At 63.7% G+C, this 14,421-nt stretch carries 13 protein-coding genes; 2 read left to right on the plus strand and 11 right to left on the minus strand.

Features of this window, described 5'->3' with window-relative positions; all coding sequences use genetic code 11:
- Positions 1 to 79 precede the first annotated feature (79 nt).
- Positions 80 to 658, plus strand: a complete 579-nt coding sequence (locus L1O02_RS21845; RefSeq protein ID WP_108544812.1) for a nucleoside triphosphate pyrophosphatase — start codon at positions 80 to 82, stop codon at positions 656 to 658.
- A gap of 55 nt (positions 659 to 713) precedes the next feature.
- On the opposite strand, the gene sppA is transcribed toward L1O02_RS21845, so the two are convergent.
- From sppA to rluC, 3 genes are read right to left on the minus strand one after another with little or no spacing between them, the layout of a single operon-like run.
- Complete coding sequence (gene sppA / locus L1O02_RS21850; RefSeq protein ID WP_108544811.1) at positions 714 to 1,703, minus strand: signal peptide peptidase SppA; 990 nt, start codon at positions 1,701 to 1,703, stop codon at positions 714 to 716.
- Between the two features lie 21 nt (positions 1,704 to 1,724).
- Complete coding sequence (locus tag L1O02_RS21855; RefSeq protein WP_060842860.1) at positions 1,725 to 2,387, minus strand: HAD-IA family hydrolase; 663 nt, start codon at positions 2,385 to 2,387, stop codon at positions 1,725 to 1,727.
- Positions 2,377 to 3,333: a 23S rRNA pseudouridine(955/2504/2580) synthase RluC gene (gene rluC, locus L1O02_RS21860; RefSeq protein ID WP_016965316.1), complete on the minus strand. Its 957-nt coding sequence runs from the start codon at positions 3,331 to 3,333 to the stop codon at positions 2,377 to 2,379. The genes L1O02_RS21855 and rluC overlap by 11 nt, the downstream gene beginning before the upstream one ends.
- 715 nt (positions 3,334 to 4,048) lie before the next feature.
- Here rluC and rne point away from each other — a divergent pair.
- Positions 4,049 to 7,306, plus strand: coding sequence for a ribonuclease E (gene rne, locus L1O02_RS21865; protein WP_235758694.1), 3,258 nt, complete (start codon positions 4,049 to 4,051; stop codon positions 7,304 to 7,306).
- Between the two features lie 62 nt (positions 7,307 to 7,368).
- Here rne and L1O02_RS21870 read toward each other — a convergent pair whose 3' ends face one another.
- The 8 genes from L1O02_RS21870 to L1O02_RS21905 all read right to left on the minus strand — a co-directional run bounded on the left by L1O02_RS21870 (position 7,369) and on the right by L1O02_RS21905 (position 14,417).
- A complete protein-coding gene (locus L1O02_RS21870; protein ID WP_235758696.1) occupies positions 7,369 to 7,965 on the minus strand; it encodes a nucleotidyltransferase family protein in 597 nt (198 codons plus the stop codon).
- Positions 7,962 to 8,957, minus strand: coding sequence for an XdhC family protein (locus L1O02_RS21875; protein ID WP_060838233.1), 996 nt, complete (start codon positions 8,955 to 8,957; stop codon positions 7,962 to 7,964). Before L1O02_RS21875 ends, L1O02_RS21870 begins: the two co-directional genes overlap by 4 nt.
- Positions 8,957 to 11,272: a xanthine dehydrogenase family protein molybdopterin-binding subunit gene (locus tag L1O02_RS21880; protein WP_235758698.1), complete on the minus strand. Its 2,316-nt coding sequence runs from the start codon at positions 11,270 to 11,272 to the stop codon at positions 8,957 to 8,959. The genes L1O02_RS21875 and L1O02_RS21880 overlap by 1 nt, the downstream gene beginning before the upstream one ends.
- Positions 11,269 to 11,739 carry a (2Fe-2S)-binding protein gene (locus L1O02_RS21885; RefSeq protein ID WP_016968267.1) on the minus strand — a complete coding sequence of 157 codons (471 nt, stop codon included), beginning with the start codon at positions 11,737 to 11,739 and terminating at the stop codon, positions 11,269 to 11,271. The genes L1O02_RS21880 and L1O02_RS21885 overlap by 4 nt, the downstream gene beginning before the upstream one ends.
- Positions 11,740 to 11,990: 251 nt before the next feature.
- Entirely contained in the window at positions 11,991 to 13,010 is a 1,020-nt protein-coding gene (gene murB, locus L1O02_RS21890; protein WP_060838231.1) for a UDP-N-acetylmuramate dehydrogenase, read from the minus strand.
- Positions 13,007 to 13,471 carry a low molecular weight protein-tyrosine-phosphatase gene (locus L1O02_RS21895; protein ID WP_060842854.1) on the minus strand — a complete coding sequence of 155 codons (465 nt, stop codon included), beginning with the start codon at positions 13,469 to 13,471 and terminating at the stop codon, positions 13,007 to 13,009. Before L1O02_RS21895 ends, murB begins: the two co-directional genes overlap by 4 nt.
- Positions 13,471 to 14,235, minus strand: a complete 765-nt coding sequence (gene kdsB, locus L1O02_RS21900) for a 3-deoxy-manno-octulosonate cytidylyltransferase (RefSeq protein ID WP_235758700.1) — start codon at positions 14,233 to 14,235, stop codon at positions 13,471 to 13,473. Before kdsB ends, L1O02_RS21895 begins: the two co-directional genes overlap by 1 nt.
- Positions 14,232 to 14,417 (minus strand): Trm112 family protein, encoded by a 186-nt coding sequence (locus L1O02_RS21905; protein ID WP_011060103.1) that lies wholly within the window; start codon positions 14,415 to 14,417, stop codon positions 14,232 to 14,234. The genes kdsB and L1O02_RS21905 overlap by 4 nt, the downstream gene beginning before the upstream one ends.
- Positions 14,418 to 14,421: the final 4 nt, after the last annotated feature.

Consider the following 14,421-nt stretch of genomic DNA (forward strand, 5'->3'; position numbering starts at 1 on the left):
AGCCATGTCAAAGGAAATTCAGCCCTGTCCGTCACTTGCCAGCCCCGCTAGAATTCCCGCCCCATCCCAGGAGATGCGCATGCTGCCTTTATTACTCGCCTCGAGCTCGGTCTATCGCCGGGAATTGCTGTCCCGCCTGCAACTGCCCTTTACCTGCAGCTCTCCCGATATCGACGAAAGCCACCGACCAGGGGAGCCCGCCATGGCACTGGTGAAACGCCTGGCGGAAGAAAAGGCCCGCGCCCTTGCAGCCACCCACCCGGATCACCTGATCATCGGCTCGGATCAGGTAGCGGTACTGGGGGAACGCATCATCGGCAAACCCCACACCTTCGACAAGGCACGCCAGCAACTGCTGGACGCCAGCGGCGCCAGCGTGACCTTCCTCACCGGCCTGGCCCTGCTCAACAGCCGGACAGGCCACTACCAGGTCGACTGCGTCCCCTTCACCGTGCATATGCGCACCCTCGACCAGCAACGCATCGAGCGCTACCTGCACGCCGAGCAACCCTTCGACTGCGCCGGCAGCTTCAAGGCCGAAGGCCTGGGAGTCAGCCTGTTCCAGAGCACCACCGGCAGCGACGCCACCAGCCTGGTAGGCCTGCCATTGATCCGCTTGGTGGACATGCTGCTAGCCGAAGGCGTGGCCATCCCCTGACCAGACACTAAAAAGCCGGCACTCTGGCCGGCTTGGTTTGTTCAGTACCGCACAATCAGCGCAAGGTCGGCCCCTGAAAGCCCATCCACATAGCGATCTGTTCAGCCACGCTGGCGCCCAGCTTCTTCGAGAAGCGATCGAGTGGCGACTCCTGGACAGTGAAGTCCACCAGCTCTTTTTCACCAATCACGTCCCGCGCCACCGAGCTGGTATTACCCAGGCCGTCGATCAAGCCCAGTTGCAACGCCTGCTCACCGGACCAGACCAACCCCGAGAACAGCTCAGGATGCTCTTTATCCTTGAGGCGCTCGCCACGCCCCTGCTTGACGCTGGCTATGAACTGACGGTGAGTGGTGTCCAGCACGCCCTGCCAGAACTGAGTTTCATCAGGTTTCTGCGGCTGGAACGGATCGAGGAACGACTTGTGTTCGCCGGAAGTGTAGGTACGACGCTCGACCCCCAACTTCTCCATGGCGCCGACAAACCCGTACCCGGCCGCCGTAACGCCGATGGAGCCCACCAGGCTCGCCTTGTCGGCATAGATCTCATCGGCAGCACTGGCGATGTAGTAAGCACCAGAAGCCCCCAGGTCAGAGATCACCGCATAGACCTTGGTGTCCTTGTGCAAAGCCCGCAGACGACGAATCTCGTCATAGACGTAGCCAGACTGCACCGGGCTGCCGCCAGGGCTGTTGATGCGCAGCACAATACCCTTGACCTTGGGATCATCGAAGGCGGTACGCAGACTGCCGACGATATTGTCAGCACTGGCCGACTCCTTATCGGCAATCACACCCGTGACATCGATCACCGCGGTGTAGCTGCCGCCACGAGCCGCGTTCTTTTCCATGGTCATCAGCGGCGTGAACAAAGCCAACGCCACAAACAGATACACAAAGGTCAGCAGCTTGAAGAAGATCCCCCAGCGCCGCGAACGACGCTGCTCCTGAACACCGGCCAGGAGCGTCTTTTCCAGCAGCTTCCAGCTCTTGTCATCACTCTCTTCAGCGCCCGCCTTGCTTGGCGCTTTCCATTCGTCGCTCATGCCTGCTACCCCAGCAAAAACTTATTCGGCAGCCTGACTCAGCCAGGCATGCAATTGAGGAAAACGGTCGATGGACAAGCGCGGCTCGAAAGCCTGCAAAGCCTCGATGGACTGGGCACCGTAGCTCACGGCCACCGAATCCATGCCGGCATTGCGCGCCATCAACAGATCAAAGGAGGAATCGCCAACCATCAGAGCCTGCCTTGGCCCGACTCCGCAATGAGCAAGAATTTCCTCCAGCATCAACGGATGAGGCTTGCTGGCGGTTTCGTCGGCCGCCCGGGTGATATCGAAATATTCTTCCCAGCCATGGGCCTTCAGCACCCGATCCAATCCGCGCCGGGCCTTGCCCGTGGCAACTGCCAACCGATAACCCTCGGCCCGGAAAGCCTCCAGAGACTGCACCACGCCAGCAAACAACGGCGAAGGCTCAGCCTCCAGCGCGATGTAGTGATCCGCGTAATGCTGACGAAAGGCCACCAACTGACCCTCGTCGATTTCGGGATACAAGGTACGAATCGCCTCCGGCAAGCCAAGACCGATGATGCCCTTGACGGCAAAATCGTCACGCCGGGGAAAACCGGAGCGATCGGCCGACACATGCATCGACTCGACAATCCGACCAATGGAATCCGCCAGAGTGCCGTCCCAATCGAAGATCAACAGCTGGTAATCAGGGTGCACTCAAGCGCTCCACGGTCTTGGCCCACATTTCATCCACTGGCGCCTGCAGCTTCAGCTCGCCGCCATCAGGCAGCGGCACCGTCAACATATAGGCATGAAGGAACAGGCGCTTGCCGCCCAATTCGCGAATCTCGCGGGTGAAATCATCGTCGCCGTACTTGCTGTCACCGGCAATGCAGTGCCCGGCATGCAGGGTGTGCACGCGAATCTGGTGAGTGCGACCAGTCACCGGCTTGGCCTCGACCATGGTGGCGAACTCGCCGAAGCGGCGCAGCACCTTGAACACCGTCAAGGCCTCCTTCCCTTCTTCATTGACCTCCACCATGCGCTCGCCAGAACGCAGGTTGCTCTTGAGCAAAGGCGCGCGCACCTGCTTCAGGGCCGTTGCCCAGTGGCCACGCACCAGTGCCATGTAGCGCTTGTCCACACCATCACCACGCAGCGCGGCGTGCAGGTGGCGCAACATGCTGCGCTTCTTCGCGATCATCAGCAGACCGGAGGTGTCGCGATCGAGGCGATGCACCAGCTCCAGCTCCTTGGCATCCGGACGCAACTGACGAAAGGCTTCGATCACACCGAAATTAAGGCCGCTTCCGCCGTGCACGGCAATGCCGGCGGGCTTGTTGATCACAATCAGCGCCTTGTCTTCAAAGACAATCGAGGCTTCCAGTCGCTGCAACAAGCCTTGAGCCAGCGGCACCGGTTCGTCACGCTCGGGCACGCGCACCGGCGGCACGCGCACTACATCACCGGCCTGCAGCTTGTACTCGGGCTTGATGCGCCCCTTGTTCACCCGCACTTCGCCTTTACGCAAAATGCGATAAATCAAGGTCTTGGGCACGCCTTTGAGTCGCGCGAGAAGGAAGTTATCAATACGTTGGCCGGCATATTCCGGCGAGACCTCAAGCAATTGAACGCCTGGAGTCGAGGGGGCAGTAGTCGTCATGGCGCGAATGATAACAATTTTTTATGGATTTGAAGCACTTAATGATTGCTGCTATAGTCGCGAACGCCGCCAAAAGCGGCTGGACAGCGGAACAGCGGCAACTAGCCGGCCCTGACCAACGCAATTCATAAGGACGCAAGGCCGTCCTACGCAGCTCTCGCTACATACCGGAAGAGTCTGACGTTGTAACAAGCGCAGGTGACATGAGGCCTGAAACCCGTAAAAAGCAGAGTTATCACTCGCCTTTTATGCAGCGATTAACGGCCAGTTCACAAAGTGCAGTCAGCGCCTGACAACCCCAAGCGAAGGTTGTGGAAACAACGCCTTTAGCCATGATGCGTGACCTCCCCTTTCGGAGTTCACGGTAAATGCCAACCCGCTGCGGATTCTGCGCGCGGCAGCACCCGAATTATCAGGGATACGTGTAGGGTGGAGATGCACAACCGTCGGACTGTGTAGCATTAGGCTTTATTCAAGACGCTTCATCTCGTCCACAGTCGCCGGTTGATTCCTCCTCCTGACAGACTTTTGCTTAAGCGGTGCCTTAGTCACCACAGCAAGCAGGACGCGTGAGTCGCGACTTCGTTCTTAGTTATTCGGACGAACCTCGCTAGACACTCGAGTGGTCAACCACTCCTGACGCACCTGACACCGACCGTGAGAAGTCGTGTGTGCCGAACGCCGTTTCCGGCAGCCCGGAAACCGACGGTACTACATGAAAAGAATGCTGATTAACGCAACTCAACCCGAAGAGTTGCGTGTTGCCCTGGTAGACGGCCAGCGCCTCTACGATCTGGACATCGAGTCCGGTGCACGCGAGCAGAAAAAGGCCAACATCTATAAAGGCCGCATCACTCGCATCGAACCAAGCCTCGAGGCTGCCTTTGTCGACTTCGGCTCTGAGCGCCACGGCTTCCTGCCCCTCAAAGAAATCTCCCGCGAATACTTCAAGAAAGCCCCCGAAGGCCGCGTCAACATCAAGGACGTCCTGAGCGAAGGCCAGGAAGTCATCGTCCAGGTCGAGAAAGAAGAGCGTGGCAACAAGGGCGCTGCCCTGACCACCTTCATCAGCCTCGCCGGTCGTTACCTGGTACTGATGCCGAACAACCCGCGTGCCGGCGGCATCTCCCGCCGCATCGAAGGCGAAGAGCGCAACGAACTGCGTGAAGCGCTGAACGGCCTGGTAGCTCCTGCCGACATGGGCCTGATCGTGCGCACTGCCGGCCTGGGCCGCAGCAGCGAAGAGATGCAGTGGGACCTGGATTACCTGCTGCAACTCTGGACCGCCATCAAGGAAGCCTCCCTGGATCGCTCCGCGCCATTCCTGATCTACCAGGAAAGCAACGTGATCATCCGCGCGATCCGCGACTACCTGCGCCAGGACATCGGCGAAGTGCTGATCGACAGCGTTGAAGCCCAGGACGAAGCCCTGACCTTCATCCGCCAGGTGATGCCGCAGTACGCCAGCAAGATCAAGCTGTACGAAGACAGCGTGCCGCTGTTCAACCGCTTCCAGATCGAAAGCCAGATCGAAACCGCCTTCCAGCGCGTGGTCGAACTGCCTTCCGGCGGCTCCATCGTCATCGACCCGACCGAAGCCCTGGTGTCCATCGACATCAACTCGGCTCGCGCCACCAAAGGCAGCGACATCGAAGAAACCGCCCTGCAGACCAACCTGGAAGCAGCGGAAGAAATCGCTCGCCAACTGCGTCTGCGTGATATCGGCGGCCTGATCGTCATCGACTTCATCGACATGACCCCAGCCAAGAACCAGCGCGCCGTGGAAGAAAAAGTCCGCGAATGCCTGGAAGCCGACCGCGCCCGCGTGCAGATCGGCCGCATCTCGCGCTTCGGCCTGCTGGAAATGTCCCGTCAGCGCCTGCGCCCCTCCCTGGGCGAAAGCAGCGGCATCGTCTGCCCACGCTGCAATGGCACCGGCATCATCCGTGACGTCGAATCGCTGTCCCTGGCGATCCTGCGCCTGATCGAAGAAGAAGCCCTGAAAGACCGCACCGCCGAAGTTCGCGCCCAAGTGCCGATTCCGGTCGCCGCCTTCCTGCTCAACGAAAAACGCAACTCGATCACCAAGATCGAACTGCGCACCCGTGCCCGCATCGTCATCCTGCCGAACGATCACCTCGAAACGCCGCACTTCGAAGTCCAGCGTCTGCGCGATGACAGCCCGGAAGCCAACACCAACCAGTCCAGCTACGAAATCGCCGCGGCCGCAGCCGAAGCCGAAGAAGTGCAGCCAGCCGCCGCCACCCGCACCCTGGTTCGCCAGGAAGCCGCGGTGAAGACCGCACCGGCCCGCGCCAATGCCCCTGTGCCGACCGAAGCCGTCGCTCCGGTTGCCGCTCCAGCCCCGGTTGCTGCCGAGCCAAGCCTGTTCAAAGGCCTGGTCAAGTCCCTGGTCAGCCTGTTCGCCTCCAAGGAAGAGCCGGCCGCTCCGGTCGTGGTCGAGAAGCCGGCAACCGAGCGCCCTGCCCGCAACAACGAAGAGCAGCGTCGCAACGGCCGTCAACAGAGCCGTAACCGCAACGGTCGCCGCGACGAAGAGCGCAAGCCACGTGAAGAACGTGCACCGCGTGAAGAGCGCGCACCACGGGAAGAGCGTCAACCCCGCGAAGTGCGTGAAGCTCGCGAAGAAGTCCAAGGTGTAGCCCGCGAAGAACGCGCACCGCGCGCTCCGCGCGAAGAGCGTCAACCACGCGCCCCACGTGAAGACCGCAAGCCACGTGGCGAGCGTGAAGAGCGTGTTCGCGAACTGCGCGAGCCTCTGGATGCCGCTCCGGCCGCAGCCGCTGCTACCGCCGCCGTTGCCGTTGCCGAAGAACGCCCGGCTCGTCCGCCACGGGAAGAGCGCCAGCCGCGTCCGCCGCGCGAAGAGCGTCAGCCACGCGCCGAACAGGCTCAGGCCGCTGCCGCCAGCGAAGAAGAAGCACTGCCGAACGAAGAGCAACTGCAGGAAGAAGGCCAGGACAACGCCGACGGCGAACGTCCACGCCGTCGCTCCCGCGGCCAGCGTCGTCGCAGCAACCGTCGCGAGCGTCAGCGTGATGCCAACGGCAACGTGATCGAGGGTTCGGAAGAGAACGCCGAAGAGCCAAGCAGCGCCGATCTGGCCGCCGGCCTCGCGGTCACTGCCGCTGTTGCCAGCACCGCCATCAGCGCCAACGCTGAAGCACAAGCGCATCAGCAAGCCGAACGCGCGACCGCCGCTGTTGCAGAGCAGGCTCCGCAAGCACCTGTGGTCGAAGCCACTACTGAAGTGGAAGCGCCGGCTGCTCCAGCTGTTGAACTGGCCCCAGTTGAACAGGCCCCAGCGGCCGAAGTTGCTCCGGTTGTTGCAGAGCAGCCTCAGGTTGAAGTCGCCGCCGAACCCGCCGTGACTGTCGAAGCACAACCTGTGGTAGCCGAGCAGCCTGTTGCAGAACCTGCGGTCCAGGCGCCGGTGGTTGAGGAAACAGCCATCGAGCCTGCCCAGGAAGCTCCGGCCCCGGCCGCTGAACCTGTTGCCATCGAGCAGCCAGTGATTGCCCAGCAGCCTGCCCAGGCTGAAGAGCCTGCACCGGCTGTTGCCTCTGCCGTCACCGAAGCCCCGGCTCCAGTGGTTGAAGCGGCTCCGGTGAGCGCCCTGACCAGCAACGGTCGCGCACCAAACGATCCGCGCGAAGTGCGCCGTCGCAAGCGTGAAGCCGAGCGTCTGCAGAAGGAAGCCGAGCTGGCTGCCGCTGCCGCCCCGGTTGAAGCGGTGGCTGCTGCCGAGCCCGCTCCGGTCGAAGCGCCAGTGGTGGTCGAAGCCGCTCCAGCGCCTGTCGAGGCGGCTGAAGCAGCACCTGCGCCGGTCACCGAACCTGTGGCAGAGCAACCTGCCCCGGTGGTGGAAGAGGCACCGCACAACGTCGAGCACGCCGTTGAGCACGTAGCCCACACCGAGGAAAAGCAGCACGAGCCTAAACCTCTCGCCTGACTCCATCGGCAATGAAAAAGCCCCGCCCGGGTAACCGGGCGGGGCTTTTTCATGCCCGCCATTCAATGCTCGCGAAACACCAGCGCTGCCGGCAGATCCACATCCCACACCACGCCCGGGTCGCTCAAGGGCACTTCGACCACCTTGCCCGCAGCAAACAGACACCTGGCGCCACGATCACCGGACAACCCCTGCAACGCAGCGGCATAAACCCGACCAAACCCCACCGGATGCCCCAGATCGTCCCCCAGCCGCGGCACGCTGATGTTCTCCTCGGTCAACCCCGCGATCACCCGCCTTATGCTGGCCGGCAGGATGAAAGGCATATCCCCCAGCAACACCACCCAGCCATTGGCGTCGGCACTGGCCGCTACCGCGGCTGCCAGGCTGTGCCCCATGCCCGGCGAGTCCAGCAACAACACCTGACAACCATAAGCCCGCCCCAGCTTCGCCACCCGCGGCCGTCCCGGCGTCGTGACCAGCACCCGCCGCCCCACTTCGGCAGGCAGGTTGACCAGCACCTGCTCCAACACCGGCCGCTCTACGCCATCGCGCCCCACACAAGGCGCCAGCAACTTGTCCTGATCGTCTGCGAGCGCCTGCCGATAACGACTGCCCTGCCCCGCCGCCAGGATGATCGCGCAAGGCCAGGGACTCATCCGGCCACCTCGGCCACGCGCGCCACCGGCTGCTGCGACAGGGGCTCGACACCATTTTTCAGCGCCACGATCTGCGCCATCAGCGAAAGGGCAATCTCGGCCGGAGTATGACTGCCAATGTGCAGCCCCACCGGCCCGTGCAAGCGCTCGATGGCCGCGCTCGACAATCCCAGCAGGGCCAGATTGTCCCGGCGCTTCTGGCTATTGACCCGCGAACCCAGGGCGCCGACATAAAACGCCGGGGAATCGAGGGCCGTCAGCAACGCCATATCGTCCAGACGCGGATCATGGGTCAGGGCCACCACCGCCGTGCGCTCATCCGGCTCGATACTCAACACCGCATCGTCGGGCATGCCGGCGACCAGGCGTCCATCCTGCTCCTCCCAGCCATGCACGAACTCCTGGCGCGGATCACAGACCAGCACCTCGAAATCCAAGAGACGCGCCATTTGCGCCACATAACGAGACAGCTGCCCGGCGCCGATCAGCAACAGGCGCCAGCGCGGTCCGTAGATCGCCCGCAGGGTGACACCGTCAAACGCCAGCTCATCCCGCTTGCCCGCTGCCTTGAGCAGCACCTGGCCGGTGCTCAGGTTCAACTCCCGGGCCACGATCTGATGCGCCGCGCAACGTTGCAGCAACTCGGCGACCCAGGACGGATCGCCGACCCGCTCCTCGGTCAAACGCAGGGTGCCGCCACAGGGCAGACCGAAACGCGCCGCCTCCTCCACCGTCACACCGTAAGTCACCAGTTGCACCGGCGGCCCCTGCGGTGCGAGACGCCCGTCCCCGAGGCGGCTGATCAGGTCGTCCTCGATGCAGCCGCCGGACACCGAGCCGATCACCACGCCGTCGTCGCGCAGGGCAAGCATGGCGCCCGGAGGGCGCGGCGCGCTGCCCCAGGTCTGGACCACGCTGTAGAGCAGCACCCCGCGCCCGGCACGGCGCCACTCCAGCACGCTGCGCAGGACATTCAGGTCGACACTGTCCATCAGGCACCCGCCTGCTGCCAGCCTTGCAACTGATAACGCACCGGCAGATTGCGGATGCGCTTGCCGGTAGCGGCGAAGATCGCATTGCACAGGGCCGGGGCAATCGGCGGCACGCCGGGCTCGCCAACACCGCCCAACGGCACCTCCCCCGGCGGCGTTACCAGGTGCACCTGCACCTGCTTGGGCGCCAGGGACATGCGCGCCACCTCGTACATGTGGAAGTTGTCCTGCTGCACCTTGCCGTCCTTGAAGCTGATTTCCCCCAGCACCGCATTGCCCAGGCCCATGACACAGGCGCCCTCGAACTGCGAGCGGATACGCTCGGGGTTGATCTGCGGGCCGCAATCCACGGCGATGTCGGCCTGGTGCACAATCAGCGTGCCATCGTCCTTGACCTCCACCTCGATCACCGCTGCCACATAGGTCACGAAGCTGTAGTGCATCGCCAGCCCCAGGCCACGCCCCTTGGGCAGCGAGCGGCCCCACCCGGCGGCCTTGGCCGCGGTTTCCAGTACCGCACGCATGCGCCCGGTATCGATCGGGTAACGCTCCGGGGACTCGCCGTAATTCCACTCTTCGCTCAGGGTTCGCGGATCGATCTGACGGTCCGGCCCCAGAAGCTTGAGCTGGTACTTCAGTGGGTCCTGGCCCGCCTTGTGGGCCAGTTCGTCGACAAAACTCTGAATGGCGAAGCCGTGGGGAATGTTCGACACCGAGCGATACCAGCCCACCCGGGTATGGGCCGCAGCTTCGGGGTTTTCCAGGCGCACATTGGGAATCGCATAGGCCATGTTGGTGAAGCCCATGCCCAGCTCGAAGGCACCCTCGTGGTTCATCCCCGGGGCGAACAGCGCAGTGATGCTCGGGGCCACGGTGCGATGCAACCATGCGGCGGGCATGCCGTCCTCGTTCAAGCCGGCCTTGAGGTACTCCGCCGACACGGTATGGAAGTAGGAGTGATGGATATCGTCCTCCCGGGTCCACTGCACCCGCACCGCCTTGCCGGGAAAGGCCTTGGCCAGGATGGCCGCCTCCAGAATGAAGTCCGGCTTGGATTTGCGCCCGAAACCGCCGCCCAGCAGGGTGACATTGACCGTGACCTGATCAAAGCCGATGCCCAGGCGCTCGGCGATCCGCTCGCGGGTCACCTGAGGCGCCTGGCTCGGCGCCCAGGCTTCACAGCGCCCGTCGAGAAAGCGCGCCACCGCCACCATCGGCTCCATGGGGGCCTGGGCCAGGTGCGGCAGGTAATAAGTGGCCTCCAGACTGCTCTGGGCGGCGTTCATGGCCTCATCCGGATTACCGGTGCTGCGCACCACCTTGCCCGGCTTCTGTGCAGCCGCCTCCAGTTCCTTGCGGTATTCGACGGAGTTGTAGCCGGCATTGACCCCATCCTCCCACTCGATCTTCAAGGCGTCGCGGCCCTTGATTGCAGCCCAGGTATTGCTCGCCACCACCGCCACGCCCCCCAGGGGCTGGAACTCGGAAGGCAACGGACGACCATCGATGGGCATGACCTTGATCACCCCAGGCACCTTCAGGGCTGCACTGTCATCCACGGACTTGACCTTGCCGCCATAGACCGGGGGCCGCGCCACTGCCGCGAACAGCATGCCTTCAAAGTGCACATCGGCGCCGTACACCGCGCGGCCGTTGACGATGTCCTGGCCGTCGATGGCGCGGGTCGCCTCCTTGCCGATATAGCGAAACTCCGACGGCTGCTTCAGGCGCAGCCCGTCCCGGGCCGGAACCGCCAGAGCCGCCGCTGCTGCGGCCAGAGCGCCATAGCCCAGTTCGCGCCCGCTGGGGGTATGAACCACCTTGTGCAACTGCGCCCGACACTCGCTCGGCGGTACCTGCCACTGCGCGGCAGCCGCCTGCTCCAGCATGGTCCGCGCCGCGGCGCCGCAACGCCGCATGGGTTCGTACCAATGGCGCATGCTGCGCGAGCCATCGGTGTCCTGATTGCCAAAACGCGCTTCGTCTCCGGGCGCCTGCCTGACCTGGACCTGGGCCCAATCGGCCTCCAGCTCATCCGCCACCACCATGCTCAGGCTGGTACGCACCCCCTGGCCCATCTCCGAACGGTTGCAGATCACCGTCACGCTGCCGTCGCCGGCAATGCTCACATAGACCTTGGGATCGTCGACCCAGCCGTGGGGCATGCCATCGGCGCCAAACTTCTGCTCTTCGGCAAACGCCTGCTGCCAGCCCCAACTGGCCGCCAGTACCAGGGCTCCGGTGGCGCCCACCCCCTTGAGAAAACCACGGCGACTGAGGTTGCAGAGGGCAAAATCACTGGGGAGCCGGTTCATGCCTTGGCCTCCTGCAGATGGTTGGCCGCCTGGCGGATCGCGGTCTTGATCCGGTTATAGGTGCCGCAGCGGCAGATATTGCCGAGCATCGCCTCTTCGATCTGTTCGTCACTGGGATTGGGATGGATCTTGAGCAGCGCCGTGGCGGACATGATCTGCCCGCCCTGGCAGTAGCCGCACTGGGCCACCGCCGTATCCAGCCAGGCTTGCTGCACCACCTGCCCCACCGGATCGTTGTGCAGGTAGTCGATGGTGCTGACATTCTTGCCCAGCACCGAGCCGACCGGGGTGATGCAGCTGCGCGCCGGGTCGCCGTCGACATGCACGGTGCAGGCACCGCACAAACCCATGCCGCAACCGAATTTGGTGCCGCTGTAACCCGCCACATCGCGGATGGCCCATAACAGCGGCATGTCCTCGGTGACGTCCAGGGGATGATCTTGACCGTTGAGCTTCAGGGTAATCATGGGCACGCCCGCATTCTATGAGGTGATGGGGTCGAGCCATCTGCCACGGGGCAACGCGGCTGCGGTGCGCGCAGATCGGCTCAGGCTAATCGGGCTCTCTTGTGAAGACGGGGCTTCACCGGGCCTTTGGGGACGACAAATACTTACATTGTTAGCAAGCTAAGTTAAGCCGCCGGACATAAAAAAGCCTTGCAGGGTGTGCACCGTGCAAGGCCTTGGGCTCAAGCGCTGAGCTTAGTTCAAGAGTCGCCTCAATACAGATTCGGCTCCATCTCCAGCTCGACACTGAAACGCTCGGCGATATCGCGCTGGATCCGCCGGGCCAGCTCCAGCAGTTGCAGGCCGGTGGCCGTGCCGTAGTTCACCAGCACCAGGGATTGCAGGCGATGGACCCCGGCATCGGCTTCACGAAAGCCCTTCCAGCCCGCCTGCTCGATCAGCCAGCCGGCCGCCAACTTGACCTGCCCATCGGCCTGGGGATAACCCACCAGCCCCGGATAGGCCTGCTTGATCTGCGCCGCCAGCAACGCCGGGACCACCGGGTTCTTGAAGAAACTGCCGGCATTGCCCAGCACCGCCGGGTCGGGAAGCTTCTCGCTGCGGATACTGCAGATCGCCCGACTGACGTCGCTGGCCGTCGGATGCTCGATGCCCTGCTCGTTCAGGCGCTGACGCACCGGACCGTACTCGAGGTGCAGATGATCGACGCGATTCAGGACAAAACGCACCCGCAGGATCAACCAGCGACCGGCCTCATGCTTGAACAGGCTATCGCGGTAAGCGAACTGGCACTGGGCCAGGTCAAAGTCGCGCAACTCCCCGGTTTGCCGGTCCAGGGCGGTCAGGCCGGCGAACACGTCCTTGATCTCCACGCCATAGGCGCCGATGTTCTGCATCGGCGCCGCGCCCACGGTGCCGGGAATCAGGCTGAGGTTCTCCAGCCCGGACAAGCCCTGCTCCAGGGTCCACTGCACGAAGGGATGCCAGGTTTCCCCGGCCTCGGCTTCCACCACCACCCGTTGCCCATCGTCGCTGAGCAGACGGATGCCGCGGCTGGCCATGCGCAGCACCAGGGCCCGGATATCCGCGGTCAGTAGCAGGTTGCTGCCACCACCGATCACCAGCAGGGGCAACTGCTGCGCGGCGCAATAGGCCAGGGCTTCGCGCACGTCGTCATCGCTGTGGGCCTGGGCAAAGCGCAGGGCCTTGACCTCGACCCCGAAGCTGTTGAACGGCTTGAGCGAGACATCGGACTGAATGTGCAGGGTCATAGCCGCCCCTTCAACTCGATCACCAGCCGGTCGCAGGCCTCTTCGATCAGGTCCAGCACCTGCTCGAAGCCCTGCTCGCCGTCGTAGTAGGGATCCGGCACCTCATCCAGGACCGACTCGTAACGGCGCAGGAACAGGTCCAGCTCGGCCTTGCCCCGGGCCGGCTGCAGGGCCTTGAGGTTGCGCAGGTTGCTCTGGTCCATGGCCAGGATCAGGTCATACACGGCGAAATCGGCACTGCCGACCTGCTGCGCCCGTTGCGCCGAAAGGTCGTAGCCACGGCGCAAGGCCGCCTGCTGGCTGCGTGAATCCGGGGCCTTGCCGATATGCCAGTCGCTGGTGCCAGCCGACGCGACCTGCACCTGATCGCCCAGGCCGGCGGCGCGCAACTTGTGGCGCAGCACACCCTCGGCAGTGGGCGAGCGACAGATATTGCCCAGGCAGACGAACAGAACCCGCATCAGGCCTCCAGCAGGCGCCGAACGCGCTCAAGGTCTTCGGCGGTATCGACGCCAGTGGGTGGGGCCTCCAGAGCATCGGCGACATGAATCCGCACGCCGTGCCACAAGGCACGCAACTGCTCCAGGGATTCGGTGTTTTCCAGCCAGCACGGGCCCCAGCTGACGAAGTCATGGAGGAAACCGGCGCGATAGGCATAGATGCCGATGTGGCGCCGGTAAGGCACGCCTTCCGGCAAGTGCTCATGACTCTTGGCGAAAGCATCCCGCGCCCAGGGCAAGGTGGCACGGCTGAAGGTCAGGGCCAGACCGTTGAGGTCCGTGACCACCTTGACCACGTTGGGATTGAACAGCGTCTTCACATCCTCGATCGGCTCGGCCAGGGTGGCCATGCGCGCCTCGGTGTGGGCCGCCAGGTTGGCCGCCACCTGATCGATCACCGAAGGCGGGATCAGCGGCTCGTCGCCTTGAACGTTGACCACGATGGCATCCGCCGCCAGGCCAAGCTGGCTGGCGACTTCCGCCAGGCGATCGGTCCCCGAGTTGTGGTCTTCCCGGGTCAGCAGCGCTTGCGCGCCAAAGCCCTGGCACGCCTCGACGATACGCGGGTCGTCGGTGGCCACCACCACACGCTCGGCGCCGCTCTTGCAGGCCTGCTCCCAGACCCACTGGATCATCGGCTTGCCGGCAATCAGTTGCAGGGGCTTACCCGGCAGGCGGGTGGAGGCAAAGCGTGCCGGGATGACCACGGTGAAGGCGCAGCTCATTTGTCCAGGCGCTCTTCGGTAGTCAGGGTACGGGCTTCGCTTTCCAGCATCACCGGGATGCCGTCGCGGATCGGATAGGCCAGGCCGGCGCCCTTGCTGATCAGCTCGGTCTTGTCGGCACTGAGTTTGAGCGGGCCCTTGCAGATCGGGCAGGCCAGGATGTCGAGCAGTTTGGTGTCCATGAGG

The sequence above is a fragment of the Pseudomonas sp. BC42 genome, assembly GCF_021560055.1.
GTDB lineage: Bacteria > Pseudomonadota > Gammaproteobacteria > Pseudomonadales > Pseudomonadaceae > Aquipseudomonas.

What these genes read in the sequence shown, in the direction of transcription:
- murB (WP_060838231.1), bottom strand. Translation starts at nt 13,010, where the DNA reads ATGACCCTGCACATTCAGTCCGATGTCTCGCTCAAGCCGTTCAACAGC.
- L1O02_RS21845 (WP_108544812.1), top strand. Translation starts at nt 80, where the DNA reads ATGCTGCCTTTATTACTCGCCTCGAGCTCGGTCTATCGCCGGGAATTG.
- rne (WP_235758694.1), top strand. Translation starts at nt 4,049, where the DNA reads ATGAAAAGAATGCTGATTAACGCAACTCAACCCGAAGAGTTGCGTGTT.
- L1O02_RS21875 (WP_060838233.1), bottom strand. Translation starts at nt 8,957, where the DNA reads ATGGACAGTGTCGACCTGAATGTCCTGCGCAGCGTGCTGGAGTGGCGC.
- kdsB (WP_235758700.1), bottom strand. Translation starts at nt 14,235, where the DNA reads ATGAGCTGCGCCTTCACCGTGGTCATCCCGGCACGCTTTGCCTCCACC.
- L1O02_RS21870 (WP_235758696.1), bottom strand. Translation starts at nt 7,965, where the DNA reads ATGAGTCCCTGGCCTTGCGCGATCATCCTGGCGGCGGGGCAGGGCAGT.
- L1O02_RS21895 (WP_060842854.1), bottom strand. Translation starts at nt 13,471, where the DNA reads ATGCGGGTTCTGTTCGTCTGCCTGGGCAATATCTGTCGCTCGCCCACT.
- L1O02_RS21880 (WP_235758698.1), bottom strand. Translation starts at nt 11,272, where the DNA reads ATGAACCGGCTCCCCAGTGATTTTGCCCTCTGCAACCTCAGTCGCCGT.
- rluC (WP_016965316.1), bottom strand. Translation starts at nt 3,333, where the DNA reads ATGACGACTACTGCCCCCTCGACTCCAGGCGTTCAATTGCTTGAGGTC.
- sppA (WP_108544811.1), bottom strand. Translation starts at nt 1,703, where the DNA reads ATGAGCGACGAATGGAAAGCGCCAAGCAAGGCGGGCGCTGAAGAGAGT.
- L1O02_RS21905 (WP_011060103.1), bottom strand. Translation starts at nt 14,417, where the DNA reads ATGGACACCAAACTGCTCGACATCCTGGCCTGCCCGATCTGCAAGGGC.
- L1O02_RS21885 (WP_016968267.1), bottom strand. Translation starts at nt 11,739, where the DNA reads ATGATTACCCTGAAGCTCAACGGTCAAGATCATCCCCTGGACGTCACC.